The organism is Neoluteolibacter marinus (assembly GCF_014904755.1).
Taxonomy (GTDB): domain Bacteria; phylum Verrucomicrobiota; class Verrucomicrobiia; order Verrucomicrobiales; family Akkermansiaceae; genus Haloferula; species Haloferula marina.
Genome location: NZ_JACZFQ010000097.1, coordinates 195,527 through 216,532 on the forward strand (window position 1 = coordinate 195,527; position 21,006 = coordinate 216,532).

21 protein-coding genes and 1 tRNA gene are annotated in these 21,006 nt (G+C 64.5%); 10 read left to right on the forward strand and 12 right to left on the reverse strand.

The window, feature by feature from the left end:
• Positions 1 to 43: 43 nt before the first annotated feature.
• Together rnc and IG178_RS19360 are read right to left on the reverse strand one after the other, a co-directional pair.
• A complete protein-coding gene (gene rnc / locus IG178_RS19355; protein WP_193214228.1) occupies positions 44 to 730 on the reverse strand; it encodes a ribonuclease III in 687 nt (228 codons plus the stop codon).
• Positions 731 to 793: 63 nt separating this feature from the next.
• A tRNA-His gene (locus IG178_RS19360) sits at positions 794 to 868 on the reverse strand.
• Positions 869 to 980: 112 nt separating this feature from the next.
• Between IG178_RS19360 and IG178_RS19365 the strand changes: the two genes are divergently transcribed.
• Entirely contained in the window at positions 981 to 1,286 is a 306-nt protein-coding gene (locus IG178_RS19365) for a Smr/MutS family protein (RefSeq protein WP_193214229.1), read from the forward strand.
• Here IG178_RS19365 and IG178_RS19370 read toward each other — a convergent pair.
• Complete coding sequence (locus IG178_RS19370) at positions 1,240 to 1,764, reverse strand: cob(I)yrinic acid a,c-diamide adenosyltransferase (RefSeq protein WP_193214230.1); 525 nt, start codon at positions 1,762 to 1,764, stop codon at positions 1,240 to 1,242. The genes IG178_RS19365 and IG178_RS19370 overlap by 47 nt on opposite strands.
• 91 nt (positions 1,765 to 1,855) lie before the next feature.
• Here IG178_RS19370 and IG178_RS19375 point away from each other — a divergent pair, with 91 nt between their 5' ends.
• Both IG178_RS19375 and IG178_RS19380 read left to right on the forward strand, forming a co-directional pair.
• The gene (locus IG178_RS19375; RefSeq protein WP_193214231.1) at positions 1,856 to 2,608 is read left to right on the forward strand and encodes a 7-carboxy-7-deazaguanine synthase QueE; all 753 of its coding nucleotides are present in this window, start codon (positions 1,856 to 1,858) and stop codon (positions 2,606 to 2,608) included.
• Between the two features lie 65 nt (positions 2,609 to 2,673).
• A complete protein-coding gene (locus tag IG178_RS19380; protein ID WP_193214232.1) occupies positions 2,674 to 3,063 on the forward strand; it encodes a hypothetical protein in 390 nt (129 codons plus the stop codon).
• 74 nt (positions 3,064 to 3,137) lie between these two features.
• Here the strand turns inward: IG178_RS19380 and IG178_RS19385 are convergent, their stop codons facing one another.
• Genes IG178_RS19385 through IG178_RS19400 form a run of 4 tightly spaced genes read right to left on the reverse strand, consistent with a single transcriptional unit; the run spans position 3,138 to position 8,000 of the window.
• The gene (locus IG178_RS19385; protein ID WP_193214233.1) at positions 3,138 to 7,013 is read right to left on the reverse strand and encodes an FtsK/SpoIIIE domain-containing protein; all 3,876 of its coding nucleotides are present in this window, start codon (positions 7,011 to 7,013) and stop codon (positions 3,138 to 3,140) included.
• A complete protein-coding gene (locus IG178_RS19390) occupies positions 6,997 to 7,209 on the reverse strand; it encodes a hypothetical protein (protein WP_193214234.1) in 213 nt (70 codons plus the stop codon). The genes IG178_RS19385 and IG178_RS19390 overlap by 17 nt, the downstream gene beginning before the upstream one ends.
• Positions 7,206 to 7,724 (reverse strand): hypothetical protein, encoded by a 519-nt coding sequence (locus tag IG178_RS19395; protein ID WP_193214235.1) that lies wholly within the window; start codon positions 7,722 to 7,724, stop codon positions 7,206 to 7,208. The genes IG178_RS19390 and IG178_RS19395 overlap by 4 nt, the downstream gene beginning before the upstream one ends.
• 3 nt (positions 7,725 to 7,727) lie before the next feature.
• Entirely contained in the window at positions 7,728 to 8,000 is a 273-nt protein-coding gene (locus IG178_RS19400) for a WXG100 family type VII secretion target (RefSeq protein WP_193214236.1), read from the reverse strand.
• Positions 8,001 to 8,173: 173 nt separating this feature from the next.
• Between IG178_RS19400 and IG178_RS19405 the strand changes: the two genes are divergently transcribed.
• Positions 8,174 to 11,335 (forward strand): glycoside hydrolase family 78 protein, encoded by a 3,162-nt coding sequence (locus IG178_RS19405; protein ID WP_193214237.1) that lies wholly within the window; start codon positions 8,174 to 8,176, stop codon positions 11,333 to 11,335.
• A gap of 191 nt (positions 11,336 to 11,526) precedes the next feature.
• Here IG178_RS19405 and IG178_RS19410 read toward each other — a convergent pair whose 3' ends face one another.
• Entirely contained in the window at positions 11,527 to 13,389 is a 1,863-nt protein-coding gene (locus IG178_RS19410) for a tagaturonate epimerase family protein (protein WP_193214238.1), read from the reverse strand.
• Positions 13,390 to 13,540: 151 nt separating this feature from the next.
• Between IG178_RS19410 and IG178_RS19415 the strand changes: the two genes are divergently transcribed.
• The 6 genes from IG178_RS19415 (at position 13,541) to IG178_RS19440 (ending at position 18,908) form a co-directional block, all read left to right on the forward strand.
• Positions 13,541 to 14,365 carry an SDR family oxidoreductase gene (locus tag IG178_RS19415; protein WP_193214239.1) on the forward strand — a complete coding sequence of 275 codons (825 nt, stop codon included), beginning with the start codon at positions 13,541 to 13,543 and terminating at the stop codon, positions 14,363 to 14,365.
• A gap of 456 nt (positions 14,366 to 14,821) precedes the next feature.
• Positions 14,822 to 15,760, forward strand: coding sequence for an aldo/keto reductase (locus IG178_RS19420; protein ID WP_193214240.1), 939 nt, complete (start codon positions 14,822 to 14,824; stop codon positions 15,758 to 15,760).
• Positions 15,761 to 15,818: 58 nt separating this feature from the next.
• Positions 15,819 to 16,847: a zinc-binding alcohol dehydrogenase family protein gene (locus IG178_RS19425; RefSeq protein WP_193214241.1), complete on the forward strand. Its 1,029-nt coding sequence runs from the start codon at positions 15,819 to 15,821 to the stop codon at positions 16,845 to 16,847.
• 5 nt (positions 16,848 to 16,852) lie between these two features.
• On the forward strand, positions 16,853 to 17,251 hold the full coding sequence (locus IG178_RS19430; protein WP_193214242.1) for an RbsD/FucU domain-containing protein: 399 nt from the start codon (positions 16,853 to 16,855) through the stop codon (positions 17,249 to 17,251).
• A complete protein-coding gene (locus IG178_RS19435; protein ID WP_193214243.1) occupies positions 17,251 to 18,075 on the forward strand; it encodes a sugar phosphate isomerase/epimerase family protein in 825 nt (274 codons plus the stop codon). Before IG178_RS19430 ends, IG178_RS19435 begins: the two co-directional genes overlap by 1 nt.
• Positions 18,072 to 18,908 (forward strand): amidohydrolase family protein, encoded by an 837-nt coding sequence (locus IG178_RS19440; RefSeq protein WP_193214244.1) that lies wholly within the window; start codon positions 18,072 to 18,074, stop codon positions 18,906 to 18,908. Before IG178_RS19435 ends, IG178_RS19440 begins: the two co-directional genes overlap by 4 nt.
• Positions 18,909 to 19,186: 278 nt before the next feature.
• Here the strand turns inward: IG178_RS19440 and IG178_RS19445 are convergent, their stop codons facing one another.
• The 4 genes from IG178_RS19445 to IG178_RS19460 all read right to left on the reverse strand — a co-directional run bounded on the left by IG178_RS19445 (position 19,187) and on the right by IG178_RS19460 (position 20,923).
• Entirely contained in the window at positions 19,187 to 19,351 is a 165-nt protein-coding gene (locus tag IG178_RS19445) for a hypothetical protein (RefSeq protein ID WP_193214245.1), read from the reverse strand.
• A gap of 18 nt (positions 19,352 to 19,369) precedes the next feature.
• Positions 19,370 to 19,510 carry a DUF1153 domain-containing protein gene (locus IG178_RS19450; RefSeq protein WP_193214246.1) on the reverse strand — a complete coding sequence of 47 codons (141 nt, stop codon included), beginning with the start codon at positions 19,508 to 19,510 and terminating at the stop codon, positions 19,370 to 19,372.
• Positions 19,511 to 19,781: 271 nt separating this feature from the next.
• Entirely contained in the window at positions 19,782 to 20,324 is a 543-nt protein-coding gene (locus tag IG178_RS19455; RefSeq protein ID WP_193214247.1) for a hypothetical protein, read from the reverse strand.
• A 155-nt stretch (positions 20,325 to 20,479) separates the two neighbouring features.
• Positions 20,480 to 20,923: a hypothetical protein gene (locus tag IG178_RS19460; protein ID WP_193214248.1), complete on the reverse strand. Its 444-nt coding sequence runs from the start codon at positions 20,921 to 20,923 to the stop codon at positions 20,480 to 20,482.
• Positions 20,924 to 21,006 lie beyond the last annotated feature (83 nt).

Genomic DNA, 21,006 nt, shown 5'->3' on the forward strand with positions numbered 1-21,006 from the left:
CCGGATTGCCGCCATGAACAAGGCGGCTGGTGAACCACGGGATTCAGGACTTCTCCCACAAGCGCGTCCTGAGCGCCTCGCTGGCGGCACGCGCCTCGGCTTCCTTCTTGCTCTTGCCTTTACCGGTCGCCAGCACCTGGCCGCGCCACGAGACTTCGGCCTGGAACACCTTGCGATGGTCCGGCCCGGACTCGCCGAGCACGCGGTAGGACGGGGCCTGCGGGTGGATCGCCTGCAGCGATTCCTGCAGCTCGCCCTTGGGATTCCGCTCCTCGGGGCTGCCGGCAAGCGCCTCGATCTCGGCCTGGAACAGCCGCAGCACGAGGTCGCGCGCGCCGTCATATCCGATATCGAGGTAAACCGCGCCGATCAGCGCCTCGAAGCCGTCGGCCAGCGTCGACATCCTGCGGCGGCCGCCGGTGGCTTCCTCGCCCTTCCCCAGCAACACGTAGCTGCCGAGGTCGATGGTCAGGGCGAAACGCGCCAGTGCGCGGCGCGACACGAGCTGCGAGCGCAGCTTGGTCAGGCGCCCTTCCGGGAAGTCCGGGAACATCTTGAAAAGATCCTCGGTCAGGATCAGCTGGAGCACCGCATCGCCCAAAAACTCAAGCCGCTGGTTGTCAAAGTGCGGCCGCTGCGACTCGTAAGCCAAGCTCGGATGGGTCATCGCTTCGGCTAACAGAAGCGAATTGCGGAACTTGTATCCGAGTCGACTCTCGAGGCTTTCCATACGGTGAATCCATCCGCTTCCGCCTCCTTCAACCAAAGCTACCCGTGCTTCCGAAAAAGAAGGTGGGGTGACCGACGGGACTCGAACCCGCAACAACCAGAATCACAATCTGGGGCTCTACCATTGAACTACGGCCACCATTTTACCGGCGGGCGGGAGAACTAAGCGAAGGCCGGACGCTTGCAAAGGCAAAAATCAATATCTCGGGCGAGGACTTGGATCCGGGCACTGGATCAGCGAGAATCCCGGGGTGAGCGACGAGCCGCACCGCCTTCCGATCACCCACGAACTCGACCTGCACACGTTCCGGCCCTCCGAGATCGGCGAGCTGCTGCCCGAGTACTTCGGAGAGTGCCGGCGGCTTGGCATCCACGGGGTGCGGGTGATCCACGGCAAGGGAACCGGCACCTTGAGGGAAGGCGTCCACGCCTTGCTGCGGCGGCTCCCCGAGGTCGAGGAGTTCCATTATCCGGCTGCAGCCGGCGGCTGGGGCGCCACCTGGGTAATCCTCAGGCCGAACGGGCAAGAATCCACAGGAGATCTGACAGACGGTTGAAGAAAAGGCGGAGAACCCGCGGGACGTCCTCCCCGCCTTCATGGAGCAGCAAGACGGACCGTTCGGCCCGCCGGGCGGTCGTCCGGGCCAGGTCCATCCCCGCCCGTGCCAGCGAATGCTCCACCCCGGGCCGGGCCCAGCCTTTGAACACCACCCCGCGCCGTTCGAAGTCCCGGGCCGTCGCTTCGACCCACTCCAAGTCGCTCTCGCCGACCGCGGCATACCCGGCGGCGGCGTATCTCGCCTCGTCCTCCGGCAAGCAGGCGAACTGCCCCATCAGCGCCACCAGCAGCTCTTGCACGCGATCGATCACCCCTTCCACCTCCTGATTCGCGCCGGCAGCCCGGGCCAGCCCGAGCGCGGCGTTGAGTTCGTCGACCGTCCCCAGCACCTCGACCCGTCGCGACGTCTTGCCGATCCTGCGGTTGAACAACAGATCGGTTTCGCCCTCGTCGCCCCGGCCGGTGATGATGCTCATGGACAGAACCTAAAGGCGGCCGCGAGCCGCTTCTCAAGGCCTTTCGATGTTCGGGGTTGGACCTGCCGATCTCCCCGGTCATCCTCCCGCCATGCTCCTCGCGCGCCTCAACGACGGCCCGGAAATCTTCCACACCCTGCAGGGTGAGGGCGTGTCCGCCGGCCTGCCTGCCGTCTTCATCCGCGCCGCCCTGTGCAATCTCCACTGCCGCTGGTGCGACACGGACCACACCTGGAACTTCGAGGGCACCCCGTGGCCGCACGACAAGGACGCCGACCCCGCCTACCGCAAGCACCGCAAGGCGGACGTGACGATCGAGTGCACCGCGGATGAAATCGTCGCTCAAGTCGCCAGGTTCCCGTGCCGGCGGGTGGTTCTGACCGGCGGTGAACCACTGCTCCAGCAGGACGACTGGCTGGAGGTCATCCGCGGACTGCGCGCCATCGATCCCGGCTATGTTTTCGAGGTCGAGACCAACGGCACCCGGATGCCCACGGCCGCCTTCCGGGAGGCCGTGAACCAATTCAATGTCTCGCCGAAATTGGCGAACTCCGGCATGGACGCCGGTCTCCGCACGGTCCCCGCGGTCCTCGCCGGCTTCGCCGCCGATCCCAAGGCGTGGTTCAAGTTCGTCGCCTGCCATCGCGGCGACCTCGACGAGATCGACGGCTTCCTCGCCACCCACGGCATCCCCGCGGACAAGGTGCTGGTGATGCCGGAAGGCCGCACCGCCGGCGAACTCGACCGCCACGCGCTGGAGCTCGTCGAGCCCTGCCTCCGGCATGGCTGGCGCTTCTGCGACCGCCTCCATGTCCGGTTGTGGGGCGACCGGCGGGGCGTTTGAATGCCGCCACGCAACTTTTCCCTCGCAGCCGGGTTACCCGGCGTAGAAACTGCCTTCCACTCCTCATGAAGCACGACTCGAACAACGGTGATTTGGAAAAGGACCCCCTCTGGGAGCTCCTTCGCCAGAGCCCGGCCACCCGGCCCGGACCGAACTTTGCAGCCAACGTGCTTCGCGCCGCACGGCTCGAGGAACCGGCAAAGCCTTGGTGGAGCCGTTTGATCCTGCCGGTTTCCATCGGCAGCGCCTTGGCGGGAGCCGCCGCGGTGGCAGCCATGGTTTTCGTGCTGAATTCCGATCCCGGCCGCCCCGCCACCGAGGTCGCCCGGTCGGTTGCGGCGGACCCGTCGCTGGCGGATCTCCAGGAGGACTACGAAACCGAGATCTTCCTCGCCGCCTCCGATCACCTCGCGAAATACAGCGACGAGGAACTGGTCTCGATGATCGGCTTCTGAGACGGGATTTCCCCGCGGGAGCAGGTTCCTGATTTTTGACGGATGGAGGCAGATGTGCGGACGAACCGCCACCATCAGCTCGTCCCGACTTCCTCGGCCTTCATTAAGTCCGCGCAATCCTGCCACCACTCCCCTTCCGGGTCGGCATAAGGACGGAAGGTCTCCTCGGTCCCCAACGCTTCATTGTAAAAGAGCGCCCGGTGCAACCCGAGACTGCCGGCGGCTGCCGAGTCGATGAGATTCGCCGAATCGTTGGCACTCATCTGGAACAGGACCCGCATCTCGAACTCCGCCATCACCTTGCGCGGGATCCAGCGGCTGACGTTGTTCCAGGTGTCGATTCCGACCAGCAGGTGAATGCCGAGTGCGCCGCCCTCACTGGCGATGTCCGCGAAGACTTTCGACGGCTCGGGCCCTTTCGGGCCGTCGTCCATCGAGAACAGGAAATCATCCTCCTGCCGCAGCTTCTTGAAGCGCTGCAAGCCGTGGACCAGCACGAAGATCGGGGCGGCATCGCCCTCGCCACCGGACCGTCGTTCCAACTCCTCCGCAAGTTCGGCAAAAGCCTCCGCCACGCCCGCCGTCCCCACGATCTTCACCTCGTGGGGTAGCAAGCCCGCCAACTTCTTGCTGCCGCCGGCCGCATCGAGGACCACGAAACGGGCCGCTCCGGCCGGTTGGCCGGCAGCAAGCGAGAGCTGCGCGAGTTCCAAAATCGACGAGACCCGCTCGTCCGCCTGCCCTACCACGAGCAAGTGGCTGCCGCTGCGCCGCGCGAAGCGGGCCTCGGTCGGCCCCTTGATCGAGTTCGGCTCGCCCAGCCATGCCCGCGCCTCGGCCGGCGACGCCACCGGCCGGGCGTGCAGCAATTCCGCCAATTCAAGGTTCGCGCGGATGTCAGCCGGCGCGTTGCCTTCAAACACCACCGGAGCCGCAGGCTTGAGGCCCGCCCCCGACGCCTTCTCCGACACCCGGTCGAGCAGGTCGTTGCGTTCGTCCTCCGACAACCACACCGTCTGAAACGGGCTGTTCGCGGCTAGCGCTCCCGCGTTGTCGTTGTAAATCCCCTCGCCCGGGCGGGTCAGCAAGCGCGGCGCCGGGTTGTCGTCGTCCATGATCAGATAGGCATCCGCCTCGTTGCACTGCAACGCGATGCGCACCACCATCTGGCCCAAGGTCGCGCGAGCCAGGGTGTAGGCGCCACCCAATGTCTGCGATCCGAGGATCACGTGGATTCCAAAGGCCCGGCCCTGGCGCACGATCCGGTCTAACAACAGGGACGCGGATTGGGCCACCGGATCATCCTCGGTGAAGAACTCCTGGAACTCGTCGATCAGCAGCAAGGTCCGCGGCATGGGCTCGCCCGCCGCCTTGCGGTAGCCGGCCAGATCCTGCGCCCCGGCCTTGCGGAAAAGGTCGCCGCGCCGCCGCAGTTCGTCATCGACCCGCTGCAGGACACTCAGGCCGAACTCGCGGTCGCTCTCGATCGCCACCACCCGCGCGTGCGGCAGCCGCTTGCTGCCGTAGCACTTGAATTCGACGCCCTTCTTGAAGTCGACCAGGTAGAACTCCACCTCGTCCGGGCTGCAGAACAGCGCCAGGTTGGTGATCATTACGTGAAACAAGGTCGACTTCCCGGACCCGGTCTTGCCCGCAATCAAGGCGTGCTGACGGGTTCCCTTGCCGAGCGCAAGCCACTGGAACTTCTTCGCTCCGCTGCGGCCGATCGGCACCCGCAGCTCCTCGCCGGTGCCGTGGGTCCACCACTCCTCTTCCGGCGGCGCGATGTGGCTGAAGGGCACCTCGACCCGGTTCGAGTCGATGCTCGCCTTGCCCAGCCGATGCACCAGGGCCGACTCCAGGTCGCCCGCGGGCGGCGCTGCCAGGACCGCCCGGTCCGCTCCGGCGGGAAGCCCGGCGACGCGGTAGCCGTCGCCCTCGGGAATCAGGCGCAGGCACGCCTTGTCGAGGACCTCGGCCAAGGCGGGTTCGACTGCCTGAGTGGCATCGCGATGCATCAACAGGTAGACGCCGCAGCGCGCGCCGCTGGTGGCGATGCTGAGCAGACGCTTCGTGGCCGTTTCGCTGAAGCCGGCCGGGAATCCCGAGATCACCACGAAGCGGTGTTTCTCGGCCACCGTGCCGGCCTGCTCGTTGTACTCGTCGAGAGTCTCATACTCGTTGCGAAGGTACATCTGGATGACCTTCTCGATGTGCTCGTTGATCTCGGCCAGGCGCTCCTCGATCTGCGTCGTCTGGGTCCAGATCCGGCCGTGGATCAAGGTCTCCTCGTAATCCCCGAGGTGCATCAACCCGGCGAAATCTTTCCCGAGGCCGACCGGATCGATCAGTGTGAAAACCGCCCGCCCCGCCGGGTGGGACGAAAGCAAGCGCAACACCGCTTCGTTGATGGTCGCCGCTGCGGCCGAGGCATCACCGTCGATGGAAAGCGAGGCCCGGTCCGGGAACCCGAGCGCCAGCGGGACTTCAAATTCCTCCGGCGCCACCCAGGTGAAATGGCTGCTTTCCGGCATCCCGCCAGCCAGCTCCCTCAACGAAACTTTCAAGCGACCCAAGGGCACCACGCGCTCCGCCTCTTCGGGCGGCGACCACGCGTCGATGCCTTCCGCGGTCCACGCCGGAAAACGTTCGTCCGCCACGGCCGCGAGCCCGGCGAGTTCCGCGTGAAGCGGCTTCACCTGCTCGTCCCACTCCGCGACCAGCCCGGCAAGTTCCTGTTCCCGCGCCTCGTCCGCATCCCGCATGCCGGCTGCAAATTCCTCTTCGCGCGCCGCTTCCTCGGCAGCGGCGAAGCGCTCGATCTCCATCTCATCCTGCTCCAGTTTCGCCGCGACCTTGGCGAGATCGCGCCGGTGCAAGGCTTCGGCTTTCGCCGGAAGCCGCGCCGCCTGGGTCTCGATCTTGTGGCGGCCCTCCTGCATCATCTCCTGGGCGACCTCGTCGCTGCCGCGGAGGGTTTCGCTCAATCCCTCGCTTTGATTCGCCAGCTGCTGCTTCAGGGACTCGCCGAGTTCCGTTACCTTGGCTTCCGAGACCGCCACCGCCGCTGCGCCAAGAACCCTGCCGGACTGCAAGGCCGCCGCCATCCGGCGGACCGCGGGCCACAGCGTGAACATCGCCACCAGGTAGATGGCACATGGAACCAGCAACGCGAGGGTGATGGTTTGTTCCATCGACTCGAACGCGGCCTGCCGGTCCGGGGCGCGGAAGATCATCACCGCAAAAACCCCGCCCACCAGCAACAGCCAGGCGCTCAACGGAACCCAGCGGAACAGCATCGCCAGCGGGTTCCGGCCCAAGGCTGGCAGCAGGTTGCCGCCCGCCTCAAGTTGCTCCCGCCCCTCGGCCTTCAGCTGCTCGCGAGATTGCCCGACGTCGGGTTTCGGGACCTTGACCAGCCGCCCCTTGCGGAGCATCAACCCGTACCAAAGCCGGAATCCGCGGATCATCCGGAGGGCTCCCAACGCCACCCCGCGGATCTCCTCGCCATCGGCGACCACCGCCTGGGTGAACTCCCGGTGATCCTGGCGGGCGCGCTCCCAGAGGTCCTTCGCCTCTTGCTTGGTGCGGACCGTCTCGGCCTGGCGGCGTCCGATCTGGCGGTCCTTCAACTCCCGCACCCGGCGGGCCAAGCCGGCGTGGGCGCCCTGGGTCGCCCGTTGGATCCATGCCTTGAGATTGTCATGCCGACGGATCGCGGCATCCTCCATCGCGCCCGATTCCGCGGCCAACCGCGCCCTCAGGTCCGCCAGCTCCGCGGCACCCCGTTCCTTGCGCGCGGTCGAACGCCGCTTCGCCGCGAGCGTGCCGGCGGCGTGGGTGCGGTCCATCGCGGCTTCGCGGCCGGCAATCGAGGAGACGCATTCCTGCAGGCGGCCCAAGCGGCCGCGGAGATGTTCGGGATGGAGGGGGTCAATCACAGTCGGCATGAATCTTTGAAAGCAGGAGGTCGATCTCCTCGATGATGCGGGTGGCGGTCGCGACGGCCTGGGGCAGCTCGGCAAGGTAATCCTTGTCGAATTCCGCGGCTTTCGCGTCGCGCCAACTTTGGCGAACTTCCTCCCATTGCGCGAACAATTCGCGGTTCGCCTCGTTGAGAAGTGACTTGCTGGCACCCAGGCTCATGGCGGGCTGCCCTCCTTGCCGTCATCTTCCTTCCGCGGAGCCACCCCGGTTTGCGCGTATTCCTGCAAATGGCGGACGGTGTTATCCAGGGAAACCACGCCGCGCGGCATCCGCCGCGAAACGGTCTCGTGCAGCGGCTCCAGCTGCTTGGCGAGCGCTTCCACGCTGGCGTCGTAAGCCTGCCGCCAGCGCTTGATCACCCGCAATTTTTCCTCCGCCTCCTCCATCGCCCGGCGGGCGCGGTGAACCGCCATCTGCTGGGCGCTCTTGTCGTTCTTCATCGCCGACATCCGCGCGCTGAAAAGCTCCTGCTCTGCTTGCTCCAGCCGCCGCGCCCGGCGCCGGTACTCGCCTTCCCACTTCTGCCGCTGCTCGGTCTCCAGCCACCCGCGCGTCCGCTTCACCTCGCCGGTGACATCGTCCAAGGCCCGCCGGACCCTTCCCGCGTAGCGGATCAAGGTCCCGCGGAACGCCTCGATGGCGTCGACCGATCCCACTCGTGCTTGTCCATCCATGGTTCAGCGCTGGTCGAGGTACTGCTGGATCCGTTCCGCCTTGCGCAGCAAATACGGCGTGTGCTGGTCGGACAGCTCGATGAAGCGCTTCATCGTTTTCATCATTTGAAGAAACTCCGCCGAGAACTTCTCGTGCTCCTGGTCCTGCCAGGTGTCCCCCAAGGCCGAGAAGCGCGACATCAGCGACGAGGTCCGCTCCTTCACTTCGTTGTTGAAGCGCTTCAGTTCCGCCGCAAAACGCCGGACTTCCTCGGGGTCGATGATCGCTTGGGACATGATTCCAGTTTCCCGCATCTGCCCCCGAGGTCGAGAAATACCCTCCCCCGCCCCCGGGAAAACATTCGTTGGAAAAGGAACCCCGCTCCGGCCCACAGGTTCCGCTGGGGTTTCCCCTAGGTTGACAGTTCTTGCTGAACGAGCGGAACCTCAACCCAAGTAACCATTCTTACATGAGCATCCGAACCCTCCTCCGACTCGTCCCCTTGCTCTTGCTCCACACCCCGGCAGACGCGGTCGAACCCGTCGCCCTGCGGGTGAACGCCCTCGAAAACCCGACGGCGGTGGACGGGGTCCCCGGCTTGTCGTGGCGGATGGAATCCAGTGCCCGGGCCGCGGCCCAGAGCGCTTACCGGATTCTTGTCGCCTCTTCCCCCTCCGCGCTCGACCGGAACGAGGGCGACCTGTGGGACAGCGGGAAGATCATCTCGGCCGACTCGCTCCACATCCCCTACGCCGGGCCCCGCCTTGCCTCCAATGCGATCGCCTACTGGAAAGTCCGCCTTTGGGACCAGGACGACCAGCCGACGGAATGGAGTGCGACGGGACACTGGGGCGTCGGGTTGCGGGAAAAATCGGACTGGCAGGCGGAATGGATCGGCCTCGACGACGTCCGGGCCGCCAATCTTCCCTGGAATCCGGGTCCCGACCAGATCGAGGCCTTCAGCGGAGCGGCGTGGATCCGCCATGGAACGTCCGACGAGCCGGGCAAGTCCTGGTTCCGGGCGAGCCTCCGGCTCCCCGCCGGGCGCGCCATCCGCAGCGCCACGGCCTGTTTCACCGCCGATGACGAGTTCACTCTAACCATCAACGGCAACAAGTCGCTGTCCGGCACCTCGTGGAAAACCGTCGGGGTCAAGTCCATCACCGGCGATCTCAAGGGAGGCGGGAACCAACTGAGCGTCGAGGTCAACAACGGCGAGGCCGCCACCGGACTGCTCGGCGCGATCACCGTGGAATTCACGGACGGCGGAAAGCTGAGCCTTGCCACCGGCGAGGAGTGGCAGTCGTCCCGCGACGGCAAGCACTTCGCGACCGCCGCAATCCTTGGCTCCAACGGGGTCGCCCCGTGGGGCGAGCTCAAGCCCGGCGCCGACGCCAAGACCTACCTGCCCGCCACCCGGTTGCGGAAGGACTTCGTCGCCCGCGGAAAACCCGTCCGTGCCCTCCTCCATGTCACCGCCCTCGGCCACGTGGAAGCGCGGCTCAACGGCGAAAAGGTCGACGATTCCTACTTTGCCCCGGGCTGGACGGACTACGCCAAGCGCCTCTACTACCGCAGCTTTGACGTGACCTCTCGGATCCACGCCGGCCCGAACACCCTCGGCGCCCTGCTCGGCGATGGCTGGTTCCGGGGCAACATCAGCATCCTCGGCCAGAACCGCCACGGCAAGCACACCCGCCTTCGCGCCCAGTTGCACCTTCGCTACGCCGACGGCAGCGAGAAGGTCGTTGGCTCGGACGACTCGTGGACCGCCTCCACCGGGCCGATCCTGGAGGCCGACATGTTTGCCGGTGAAACCTACGATGCCCGGCTGGAGACACCGGGCTGGGATGCTCCTGGATTCGATGCTGCCACCTGGAAACCCGTGGTCACCGGGGCGGAACTGGACCCCGCCGTCATCCAAGCCTACCCCATGCCACCGGTGCGGCGGACCGGCGAGCTGCCGGCCAAAGGCATCACCACGCCCGCGCCGGGCGTCCAGTTGTTCGACTTCGGCCAGAACTTCGCCGGCTGGGTCCGGCTCAAAATCAACGCGCCGGCCGGGACCGTGGTCCGCCTCCGCTTCGGCGAGATGCTGCAGGCCGACGGCTCGCTCTACACCGAGAACCTCCGCTCCGCCCGCGCGACCGACACCTACATTTGCAAGGGCGACGGCGTGGAGACCTGGGAGCCACGCTTCACCTTCCACGGCTTCCGCTACGCCGAAATCAGCGGCCTTCCCTCCCCCGCCGCGCCTGACACCCTGACCGGCATCGTCGTCGGTTCCGACCTCCCGCGGACCGGAGCCTTCGAGTGCTCGGACGAGCTGATCAACGCGATCTACCGCAACACCCTCTGGGGCCAGCGCTCGAACTACCTCGAGGTACCGACCGACTGCCCGCAGCGCGACGAGCGCATGGGCTGGTCCGGAGACACCCAGGTCTTCGCCCGCACCGCCGCCTACAACATGGACGTGGACACCTTCCTCGCGAAATGGACCACCGACATGGCCGACGCCCAGAGTTCCGCCGGTGCCTTCCCGGCGATGGCCCCGGTCTATCACGACATGTGGAGTCCCGGCTGGGCCGATGCCGGCGTGATCGTTCCCTGGACCTTGTTCCAGACCTACGGCGACCTTGGTACTGCGGAGAAAAGCTATGGCGCGATGGTCCGCCACCTCGAATTCTGCCGGACCAAGGCCCCGGACAACCTCGGACCCGACGAGGGCTTCGGCGACTGGCTTGCCGTCGGCGGCGACACGCCCAAGGCACTGATCGGCACCGCCTACCACGCGCACAGCAACGAGCTCGTCTCGCGACTCGCCGCGAGCCTCGGCAAGAGCGACGATGCCGCGAAATACCACGCGCGCTTCGAGGAGATCCGGGAGGCGTTTCAGAAAGCCTACGTCCACGCGGACGGCAAGATCGGCAACGACACCCAGACCGGCTACCTGATCGCCCTCAAGTTCGACCTGCTCACCCCGGTGCAGCGGGAGGCCGCCGCGAAGCATCTCGTCGCTGCGATCGAAGCCCGGGACGGCCACCTCGGCACCGGGTTCCTCGGCGTGAACCTCTTGCTGCCGGTGCTCACCGACATAGGCCGTAGCGATCTCGCCTACGCGATGATCCGCAAGGACAGTTATCCGTCGTGGGGCTACTCCGTCCGCCAGGGAGCCACCACCATCTGGGAGCGCTGGAACAGCTACACCATGGAGAGTGGCTTCGGCGACGTCAGCATGAACTCCTTCAACCACTACGCCTACGGGGCCTGCGTCGAATGGCTCTACGAGACCGTGCTTGGCATCACGCCCTTGGAACCCGGCTACCGCAAGGTGTCGATCGCGCCGGTCCCGGGCGGCGGGCTCACCCACGCGGCGGGCCACTTCGACTCGGTCCACGGCCGGATCGCCTCGGCGTGGAAAGTGTCCGCCGGGGTCTTCACCCTCGATGTCACCGTCCCCCCGAACACCACCGCCGAGATCCGCCTCCCGGCGACCCCGGACCAGGTGATCAAAGAAGGCGGAAAGCCCGTCGCCGACTCGCCCGGCATCACGCCGGTCGGGCGGGATGGCAACGGCATGCGCGTCGCCGCGAAGGCGGGCAGCTACCACTTCACCGTCTCGCCTCGCTGAGGCTGCCGCGGCAGCCGGGAACGGCACCTTGATCACCACCCGTTGTTAGCGGATTCCCTGTCTCCAGCATCGATCCGGACCACCGCTGGGTCCGGCCAGCGACCCGCAAGGTCACCGCCGGCACCGTGGTCCCACCGGAGACGGACGGGAAATCCCCCTTGTTGCTTCACCGCGAAGAGAAGGCTCCCTGATCAACCGGCGATGTCCGCCAGGAAGGCGTCGTAATCGCGATAGGCATCGAGCTTCGCGAGAGTCGCCGCGCAGCGCTCTGCATTCACCAGACCGGTCGACTCGCACAGGAAGATAATGTATCTGGCCACGTTCGAGGCAAAGCGCAGCCGGCCCTCCTTGCTGATCGAGTAGAAGCGCTCGCGCTGGCGGTAACCCGCCGCCGAATGGTCACCCAGCGCGCCCTTCTCGGCCTTGCCCTCGGCGGCGAGGACAAAGAGGAAATTGTATTCGAACCAGAACATCGACTCCGGTGTCGGATCGAGCGATTGCAAACACGCGCGGCACGTTTCAGGCGACCCGAAAAGATCGGCCTGCTCGGCGGCACCCGCGTTCTTGAACGACTCGCTGATGAAAGTGCGGGCCATCGAGCGCTCGGTCTCGCTTTCGGCAAAAGCCCCGGCTGCGGCCAGTTCGAGGGTGAAGCCATACCAGTCGCTCCACAGTGCCTGGTCGCCGGGATCGGCCGAGGCAAACAGCGCCCGGCCCATCTCGTAGGTGTAGCGGCCGCTGGTCTTGATCTCCAGCTTGCAGCCGGTGACCTCGCCCATCACGCGGTAGTTCTCGGCCGACTTGCCGGACCCGGAGTGGAACCCGATGCTCACGCCGAAAACCTCGCAGACCTTCCACTGCCGCTCGATCATCGCCCGCAGCGCGACATTGTCCGGATAGGGCATGTTCTTCTGGAAGCCGAAGGCCGGCGCCACGAACTGGACCGGCATGTCCATCGCATCGCACAGCGCCAGCATGATCGCGGTGGTTTCAGGCGTGGTCAGGCCCGGCAGTTCGTCGATCGAGAGCTCGCGCAGGAAGGCCCGGCCGCTCTCCGTGGTGAAGTGCTTTTCACGGATCGCGCGATATTTGCCGTCGCGCACCTTCATCTTCTTCATCGACGGCCACACCCGGCACAGCAGTTCGTTGAAGGCCGCCTCATCGAGGGTCAGGCCGGCATCGGACACCCGGCCCTTCACCGTCGCCACCAGCGCGGCATCGATCTCATTCGCCACGTAGTCCGCCTGCGCCGCGGCCCCCTCGGGGACCTTCGTCACGGTCAGCTCGGGCGACAGGTCGAAGGTGATGTAGGAAGCCAGCAGGCAGCCCTGCACCAGCTGGTCCTCGCGCACGTCGAAGGAACCGCCGATCGGCTGGTGGTCGGCATTGAAACTCCAGGCGATCTTGCGCCGGTGGAAGCCGGACTTGAGCTTGGCCAGCACACAACCGTGGCTCATGCCCTCGACACTCTGGCCCTGGTGACCTTCCGGCACGTCGGTGCCGATGAAGGGGAAAGGCACGCGGTCGAGCCTGCCGGCGAGCATCACGTCGACGTCGTATACCAGTTCGCGCGGGATGCTGTTCTGGTTCGCCGTCACCCCGGTGCCGAGCTGGGCCATCGCCCAGTCCACTCCAGGCCAGTGTAGCGTCGTGAAGCGCGCGCCGACGCCGATCGTCGACTCGCCCAGACGCTGACTGGTGGAGGGAAATATTGTCGCCTCGGGGTCGTGTTCCAGAATCAGGTTCTTGAGCTCGAGCAGGTGCGCCCAGGTCGCGGGGGAAGCGCGGCGGCCGTCACCGAGGTCGAGCGACTCGCCGGAAAGCGGGCTGCCTTCCCCCGCCAGGATCCAAGCATGGTCACCGCACGAATTCTCTACCAGCTGCCACTCGCCCGCCGCAGTGCTGAAGCCGCTCAGGGGATAAGCGGTGATGCCCTCGCCGGATTTCAGGTCCGCGGCCAGTGCCGGCCAGTCGAGACAGAAGTCGGGACTGACACAGGGATTGTTGGCGATGAGAAGACAGTTGCTGACGAGGAAATCGTTGATGGCGCTCATGGCGTGTTCGGATCTTTGGATTTTTGCGGTCGCTGACACGACCGGCTATTTGTATGACAAGTGAAGCTGACTCACTTTTGAATCCCGAATCACCCGACGGCCATTCCAAAGCGGTAAAACTGCGACAGCAGCGCCCCATCACCCCGTTCCCATGAACCGATCCATCTTCGACCTCACCGACCGCATCATCGTCATCACCGGTGCCACCGGCATCCTGACCTCTTCCGTCGCCGAATACCTCGCCGCCGAAGGCGCGCGGGTTGTCTTCCTCGGCCGCAGCCAGGAGAAACTCGACAAGGCGCTCGACGGTTGCCGCGCCAGGACCCCGGACGCGCAATGCATCGGACTGGTCGCCGACGTGCTCGACAAGCAGGCCCTCGAAAAGGCCCGCGACCTGGTGATCGACAAGTGGGGCCGCATCGACGCCCTCATCAACGGAGCCGGCGGCAACATGCCCGGCGCGACCATTTCCCCGGACAAGACTTTTGCCGACCTCGACTTCGACGCCTTCCAGCAAGTCGTCGACCTCAATCTCCACGGCACCGTCCTACCCTCGCTCGTCTTCGTGCCGGCGATGCAGGAAGCCGGCCGCGGGGCGATCGTGAACTTCTCCTCCGCCTCGGCCCCGCAGGCGCTCACCCGCGTGGTCGGCTACTCGGCGGCAAAGGCCGGTGTCGACAACTTCACCCGTTGGCTGGCCGTCGACATGGCCCGCCGCACCGATGGCAAGGTTCGCGTCAACGCCATCATGCCCGGCTTCTTCCTCGGCGAACAGAACCGCCGCCTGCTCACCAACGAGGACGGTTCACTCACCGAGCGCGGCGCCCTGATCGCCCGCAACACGCCCTTCGGCCGCTTCGGCGAGTCCGACGAGCTGCATGGCGGCATCCACTACCTCTTGGCCGACGCCTCGAAGTTCGTCACCGGCACGGTGCTCGCCGTCGATGGCGGCTTCAGCGCCTTCTCGGGGGTCTGAGAAAAGCACCGCGGACCGGCCTCTCAGGCAGCCGGCCCGAGCCCATGGCCGAAATGGTCGCGGGCGTTGCCGAAGCAGATCTCGCGGACCACTCCGCCAGGAGGTGCCAGGCCCATGGGCAACTTGCCGTCGATACCGGCGAGCCATCCTCGCGGATCTGACGGAAGTATTTCAGCGTGCCGCTCGGATCGTCGGTAGCACACTCCACCGCATGCCCGTGTCAGCGTTCTCGGCCCACCCCGGAAAGGCGCAGGATGTCTTCGAAAATGAGGGTTCTCTTCGGGTGCTCGCGCCGCGGCGATGTGGCCGGGCTGGCTTGCCCTCCCCGGACCCCGGCAATCGAAAACCCAACACGATGCTGATTCCAGCAGGGATTGCGAAGATCTTGTCTGACACCTTTTTCGCTTACCATTCCGGAAAACTCTGTTGCCCTGTCCCAAGTAGACCCACTCGCTCATGCAAACCCGACCGCTAGGCAAAACCGGCATCGACCTGCCCGTCCTTTCCTTCGGCGCCTCCTCCCTTGGCGCGGAGTTCCGCTCGATCACCTTCGACGAGGCGATGCGCTCGACCCGCACCGCGCTCGACCTCGGGATGAACTTCATCGACACCTCCCCCTACTATGGCCGCGGCATGTCGGAGATCATGCTCGGCCTCGGCCTGCGCGAGGTCCCGCGCGACTCCTACCTGCTCGGCACCAAGCTCGGACGCTATTCCGACCAGCACTTCGACTTCTCCGCCAAACGCGTCGAGGAATCGGTCCACGTCTCGCTCCAGCGCCTCAAGACCGACCACCTCGACGTCCTCCTGCTGCACGACGTCGAATTCGTCCCCTTGCCGCAGATCTGGGAGGAAACCCTGCCCGCGCTGCTCAAGGTCAAGGAACAGGGCAAGGTGCGGGCGATCGGCTTCTCCTGCTACCCGCTGAAAACCTTCCACACCGTGCTCGATCACGCCGAGGACCAGATCGACTGCATCCTCGCCTACAACCGCTACACCCTGCAAAACACAAGCCTCGCCACCGACCTGCTGCCACGGCTCAAGGCTAAGGAGATCGGGGTCATCGGCGCCGGCCCCTTCTCCGCCCGCCTGCTCACCAACGCCGAGCTTCCCGCCTGGCTCAAGGAGCCGGAAGAAGTGAAGGCCGCCGCCCGCGAGGCCGCGAGACTCTGCGATTCCCGCGGCGTCGACATCGCCCAGCTCGCCCTGCAGTTCGCCTGTGCCCATCCCGACATCGCCTCGATGGTCGCCGGCTCCGCCAACCCCGACAACATCCGCAAGTGGGCCGAATGGCTCGCCCAACCCGTCGACCAGGCGCTGCTCGACGAAGTCCTCGCACTCTTCGAACCGGTCAAGGATCTCGGCCATCTGGAAGGCCTCCCGGAGAACAACTGACCCGCCCTCGGCCCGCAGATCGACAATCCCACATCTTCCATCTCAAAACCCAACGCCCATGCCCGCCGCCATCGAATTCACCGAACCGAAGAAGATCACGGTCATCGACACACCCGACGAGCCCGCACCCGGGCCCGGCGAGGCCCTGGTCCGCACCCACCGCATGGGCATCTGCGGCACCGACCTGTCCTGCTACCTCGGCAAGTTCCCGTTCTTCGCCTACCCGCGCACTCCCGGCCACGAGCTCGGTCTGGAAGTTGTCGCCGTGGGTGAAGACGTCACCCACATCAAGCCCGGCGACCGCTGCTCGCTCGAACCTTACGTCAACAACCCTGACAGCCCGGTCTCACAAAAAGGCGCCTCCAACTGCTGCCCCGAGGTCCAGGTCATCGGCGTCCACAAGCCCGGCGGCCTGCGCCGCGGCACCTTCCTGGTCCCCGCCCGCAAGCTCCATCCCGGCAACGACCTCTCCTACGACCAGCTCGCCCTGGTCGAGACCCTCGCCATCGGCTACCACGCCGTGCAACGCGGCAAACCGCAGCTCGGCGAGACCGTGCTGGTCATCGGCGCCGGCCCCATCGGCCTCGCCTGCCTCGAGTTCCTGCGCCTGATGGACGGCGTGCAGGTGCTCGTCATGGACATGGTCCAGGGCCGCCTCGACTTCTGCCGCGAGCAGCTCGGCATTGACGGCATCCTCGCCGACGGTAGCCAGCTCGCCGCGCTCGGGGAAAAGACCGGCGGCCAGCTTGCCGACGTCATCATCGATGCCACCGGCAGCCCCAAGTCGATGTCGACCTGCTTCGACTACGCCGCCTTCACCGGCCGCGTCGTCTACGTCGGCATCACCACCTCCGACCTGCAATTCCCGCACGCCCCCGTCTTCCACCGCCGCGAGCTCACCCTGCTCGCCTCTCGCAATGCCCTGCCCGCCGACTTCGACCACATCATCGGCCTGATCCGCGAGGGCAAGATCGACACCGACAAGTGGATCACCCACCGCATCGGTTTCGACGAGGTCCCGGAGCAGTTCGAGAAATTCACCGATCCCGCCACCGGTGCCATCAAGGCCATCATCGACTTTTCCTGACCGCCATGCTCCAGACCGGCATCCTCAACCCGCACGTGCTCGAGCTCGTCGCGCGCATCCGCCACACCAACACCCTCGTCATCGCCGACTGGGCCTTCCCCTTCTGGCCGGAGATCGAGACCGTCGACCTCTCGCTGGTGAAGGGCATCCCCACCGTGCTCGACGTCCTCGACGCCCTGCAGCCGAACTTCAAGGTCGGCCGCATCCTGCAGGCCGAGGAATTCCTCGCCACCAACCCGGACGAGACGATCCGCCGCTTCGACCAGAAGCTCGCCGGCTTCCCCGACGCCCGCGTCGAACGCCTGCCGCACCTCGCCTTCAAGGAGCGCGTCCCGCAGGCAATCGGCCTGATCCGCACCGGCGACCCCACCGCCTACGGCAACCTCATCCTCGAATCGGTCTGATGCGTTCCGCCGTCACCCTCTGCCGGGTGGCCGAAGCCGCCGCCGGTCCCTTCGTCTTCCACGACGAACTCGAAAGCGGCTTCCGCAAGGCCGCGGAACTCGGCTTCGATGCCGTCGAGCTGTTCCTCCCCGGACCCGATGCCGTGCCGATTGCCGACATCAAGGCACTCCAGGACCGCCATCAGCTCGCCATCGCCGCGGTCGGCACCGGTGCCGGGATGGTGAAGCACGGGCTCTCTCTCACCGATCCCGACCCCGCCCGGCGGGCGGCCGCGCTGGAGTTCATCGGCTCGATGATCGACTTCGGCGGCGCCCTTGGTGCTCCCGCCATCCTCGGTTCGATGCAGGGCCGTCACGGCGGCATGGTTTCCCGCGACCAGGCCATCGGCTGGCTGGCCGGGGCCCTGCAGAAGACCGGCGATCGCGCCGCCGCCTTTAGCGTCCCCTTCATCTACGAGCCGCTCAACCGCTACGAGACCAACCTCTTCAACCACGCCGCCAGCGCCGTCGATTTCCTCAGGCAAGGCGACATCGGCAACGTCGTCCTGCTCGCCGACCTCTTCCACATGGCCATCGAGGAGCGCGACATCGCGGCCTCGCTGCTCGCCATGGGTGACTTGTTGGGCCATGTCCATTGGGCCGACTCGAACCGACAGGCGATGGGATTCGGCCACACCCCGACCGGGCCGATCGCCGCCGTTCTGCGCGAGATGAACTACCGCGGCCACCTCTCCGCGGAAGTCCTGCCCCTGCCCTCGCCCGACGAGGCCGCGCGTCAGACCATCGCCAGCATCCATCAGCACTTCCCCGCTGAGACCGCATGATCGATGCCCACCACCATCTCTGGCGTTATTCGCCCGAGCAATACGGCTGGATCCCTCCGGGTTCACCCCTCGCCCAGGACCGCCTGCTGCCGGAACTGGACGTCGCTCTCAACGGTTCCGGCGTCACCGGCACCATCGCGGTCCAAGCGCGGCAGATCGTCGAGGAAACGGAATTCCTCCTCGATCTCGCCGAACAGGAGCCAAGAATCCGCGGCGTCGTCGGCTGGGTGCCACTGGTCGATCCCGGTGTGGACCGGATCCTCGACCGCTTCACCGGACACCCGGCCTTCCGTGGCGTCCGACACGTGTTGCAGGACGAGCCCGACGACTACTTCCTGCGCGACGACTTCCACCGCGGCCTCGCCCTGCTGCCGGAACGCGGACTAAGCTATGACCTGCTGGTCTTTCAACGCCAGATCCCGGTCGCCACCCGCATGATCGACCGCCATCCGGAGCTGCCCGTCATCCTCGACCACATCGCCAAACCCGAGGCCCGCAACGGCCGCATCGAGAAGGACTGGCAACGCGACATGCGCGAACTGGCCAAGCGCGACCACTTGATCGGTGTCAAGTTCTCCGGACTGCTCACCGAGTTCCCCCCGGGCGAGATCGATCCCGCCACCGTCCGCGCCTACTTCGAGGAAACCCTCGCCATCTTCGGCCCGGCCCGGGTGATGTTCGGCACCGACTGGCCCGTCTGCCTGCTCCGCATCGACGCTTACGCCGAGTGGGCCAATACCATCCGCACCCTCGTCTCAAGCCTCAGCCCGGACGAACAAAACTCGCTTCTCGAAGAAACAGCAAGCTGCTGCTATGGCCTCGATTCACCCTGATCGTCGTCAAGGTGGGCTTGACGATGAGAAGAAAAGTGGAGCATAGCGGAATCGAACCGCTGACCTTTTCATTGCGAACGAAAAGCGCCACCTTCCCCGAATTCTTGATACGCCAAAGTCGAATCTGTTAGATCCACGGTAAATGGAGGGTTCCCCCACCCGCTTTGCCCCCCCTTGGGCATCGCAATAGCCTCAATACCAGACAGTCGAATTGGGCCCAATTGGGTTCGATTCAGTCCAGAAATAACGACTGCGGGAAAGCCTAGCTTTGACCGTCTTCATGTGTTCGCGTCGGGATGAGACCTTCCCTGCAGGTCGCAGGCGATCTTGTAGGCCTCCATCTGCAAGGTGAGAACGCCGATCTTGGCGAGAAGGTCCTTCTCCTTGGCCTTGTGTCGGGCCTCGGCATCGCGCGGATGGGAGCGCAGGGCCTCGGTGCCCATCTCGATGAAGTCGGCCTTTCATTGCTCGACCTCACCGACAGTGAGGTCATAGGTGCGGGCGACTTCGGAGGCCGTGGTGAGGCCTTTGATGATCTCGGTCACGAACTCGGCTTTCCGGCGGGCCGTCCCACGTTTGATGTCCTCGGATTCCTCACTCATCGCACGGTGGAGCTTGGGGGTTTTGGGGGCATGCGTCGATCTCGTCGCGGCCAAACAAAGTCCCCGACTTCGTCTTCTGGGGGACCTTTGTTTGCCGCGCCTCGATCTCCTAAATACCTGTCCAGCCTTTCAGGGGGACGCTCCATGCGGCCGGTGCCATTATCATGCAATCTCAAGGATGAGAGGATGAATGCTCAAAGCCTCAGGCATCACGGCGAACCACCCTCATTTCCAAAACTCTGCTTCCGGAGTGCCTCATTGTCAGGGAAGTCTACAAGGCGACCTTTCGGAAATCGTAGCGCATATATGCACGGCTGTTTTTCTCTTCATCGATATAGTACTCGCGAACTTCCAAGTTTCCCTCGAGATCAAATTGGAGTGTAGCATCCATTGTTGATGTCGACCAAGGCAAACTACCCCTGTAGCGCCCCGGGAAATCATCGTATTTATACTTATACATCTTCGCCAGTATATTCAAATCAAGTATCTTTGGCCAAACAAATTCTGGCGAGCTCGGGGAACCCCGAACTTCAAAACGCTTGAAAACCTTTCCATTTGGGACGTCTTCCCACTCCAGGATATAAGGCTCAAACATCTCTCCGCAATAAAAACTCCGCCCGATAAGATCATACTCGCCGACAATCTCACTAAAATTTGGATCTCCTGAGCTGCGATCAATATCAATCCGATCGTCAGTTGGCTTTGTTGACTCGAGCGTCGGGGATGAATGGAGTGGAGGTTGGCAACTGGTCAGGTGCAGCGAAAGCAGCACGACAAGCGCAGCGGTGGGGCCGCTCAGTCTTAAAGGAAGCATGGCAGATTAGATCTGTTGATCGCAGCCCAAGCAAACGAGTATTTTGGTGCCGCGCTTATTCCGCCCCGGTTGCTTGGCGCTTTGTGAATTTGATCACAAGCTCCAATTCTCCAAGGCCTTGTAAGTTTTGTTATTATTGGTCGACGACTCACGGGTTAATTCGTCTTCACTAGGGTATGCTTTGAAGCTTTATCATCGAGGTTTTTCTTTCTCACTGCATCAAGAACTGCCTCGTGGGGAGTGTCGCCAAATCCGACCGCGTATTTCTTCAGCGTGCAATTCCACCCCGAAACCTTTTTATTGTATTCAATTAAAGCGTATTTTAGACCGACTCCCGACACAATTCGGATTTTTGTTTCATCATATCGATGCATATCGTTAAGACTCTTCCGCGCTCGGATGGCTGTATCACCTCTCCTTTCACCTTCCGAACCCGTCTGGACAAAGTAGAACTCGTCTTCTTGGAAGGTGGACTGAACTTTTCCGCTTTGACAAACCTTGTCTTTGATCCCGATTGCTATTGCATGATAAGATTGGGCGCACGCAATATTGACTGATGCCAAGAAGAGCAAAACCCATTTTGTTTCAATAAACTTCATTTTGATTTCAATTGTTATGGTTAATTACTGCTGATTTAAAGCTATAGGATCAATTACGAAATGCGAAAAATGAAAGGTGTCAC

Coding starts and splice junctions, on each gene's coding strand:
- rnc (WP_193214228.1), bottom strand. CDS start 730: ATGGAAAGCCTCGAGAGTCGACTCGGATACAAGTTCCGCAATTCGCTT.
- IG178_RS19370 (WP_193214230.1), bottom strand. CDS start 1,764: ATGAGCATCATCACCGGCCGGGGCGACGAGGGCGAAACCGATCTGTTG.
- IG178_RS19375 (WP_193214231.1), top strand. CDS start 1,856: ATGCTCCTCGCGCGCCTCAACGACGGCCCGGAAATCTTCCACACCCTG.
- IG178_RS19380 (WP_193214232.1), top strand. CDS start 2,674: ATGAAGCACGACTCGAACAACGGTGATTTGGAAAAGGACCCCCTCTGG.
- IG178_RS19385 (WP_193214233.1), bottom strand. CDS start 7,013: ATGCCGACTGTGATTGACCCCCTCCATCCCGAACATCTCCGCGGCCGC.
- IG178_RS19390 (WP_193214234.1), bottom strand. CDS start 7,209: ATGAGCCTGGGTGCCAGCAAGTCACTTCTCAACGAGGCGAACCGCGAA.
- IG178_RS19395 (WP_193214235.1), bottom strand. CDS start 7,724: ATGGATGGACAAGCACGAGTGGGATCGGTCGACGCCATCGAGGCGTTC.
- IG178_RS19400 (WP_193214236.1), bottom strand. CDS start 8,000: ATGTCCCAAGCGATCATCGACCCCGAGGAAGTCCGGCGTTTTGCGGCG.
- IG178_RS19405 (WP_193214237.1), top strand. CDS start 8,174: ATGAGCATCCGAACCCTCCTCCGACTCGTCCCCTTGCTCTTGCTCCAC.
- IG178_RS19410 (WP_193214238.1), bottom strand. CDS start 13,389: ATGAGCGCCATCAACGATTTCCTCGTCAGCAACTGTCTTCTCATCGCC.
- IG178_RS19415 (WP_193214239.1), top strand. CDS start 13,541: ATGAACCGATCCATCTTCGACCTCACCGACCGCATCATCGTCATCACC.
- IG178_RS19420 (WP_193214240.1), top strand. CDS start 14,822: ATGCAAACCCGACCGCTAGGCAAAACCGGCATCGACCTGCCCGTCCTT.
- IG178_RS19425 (WP_193214241.1), top strand. CDS start 15,819: ATGCCCGCCGCCATCGAATTCACCGAACCGAAGAAGATCACGGTCATC.
- IG178_RS19430 (WP_193214242.1), top strand. CDS start 16,853: ATGCTCCAGACCGGCATCCTCAACCCGCACGTGCTCGAGCTCGTCGCG.
- IG178_RS19435 (WP_193214243.1), top strand. CDS start 17,251: ATGCGTTCCGCCGTCACCCTCTGCCGGGTGGCCGAAGCCGCCGCCGGT.
- IG178_RS19440 (WP_193214244.1), top strand. CDS start 18,072: ATGATCGATGCCCACCACCATCTCTGGCGTTATTCGCCCGAGCAATAC.
- IG178_RS19445 (WP_193214245.1), bottom strand. CDS start 19,351: ATGGGCACCGAGGCCCTGCGCTCCCATCCGCGCGATGCCGAGGCCCGA.
- IG178_RS19450 (WP_193214246.1), bottom strand. CDS start 19,510: ATGAGTGAGGAATCCGAGGACATCAAACGTGGGACGGCCCGCCGGAAA.
- IG178_RS19455 (WP_193214247.1), bottom strand. CDS start 20,324: ATGCTTCCTTTAAGACTGAGCGGCCCCACCGCTGCGCTTGTCGTGCTG.
- IG178_RS19460 (WP_193214248.1), bottom strand. CDS start 20,923: ATGAAGTTTATTGAAACAAAATGGGTTTTGCTCTTCTTGGCATCAGTC.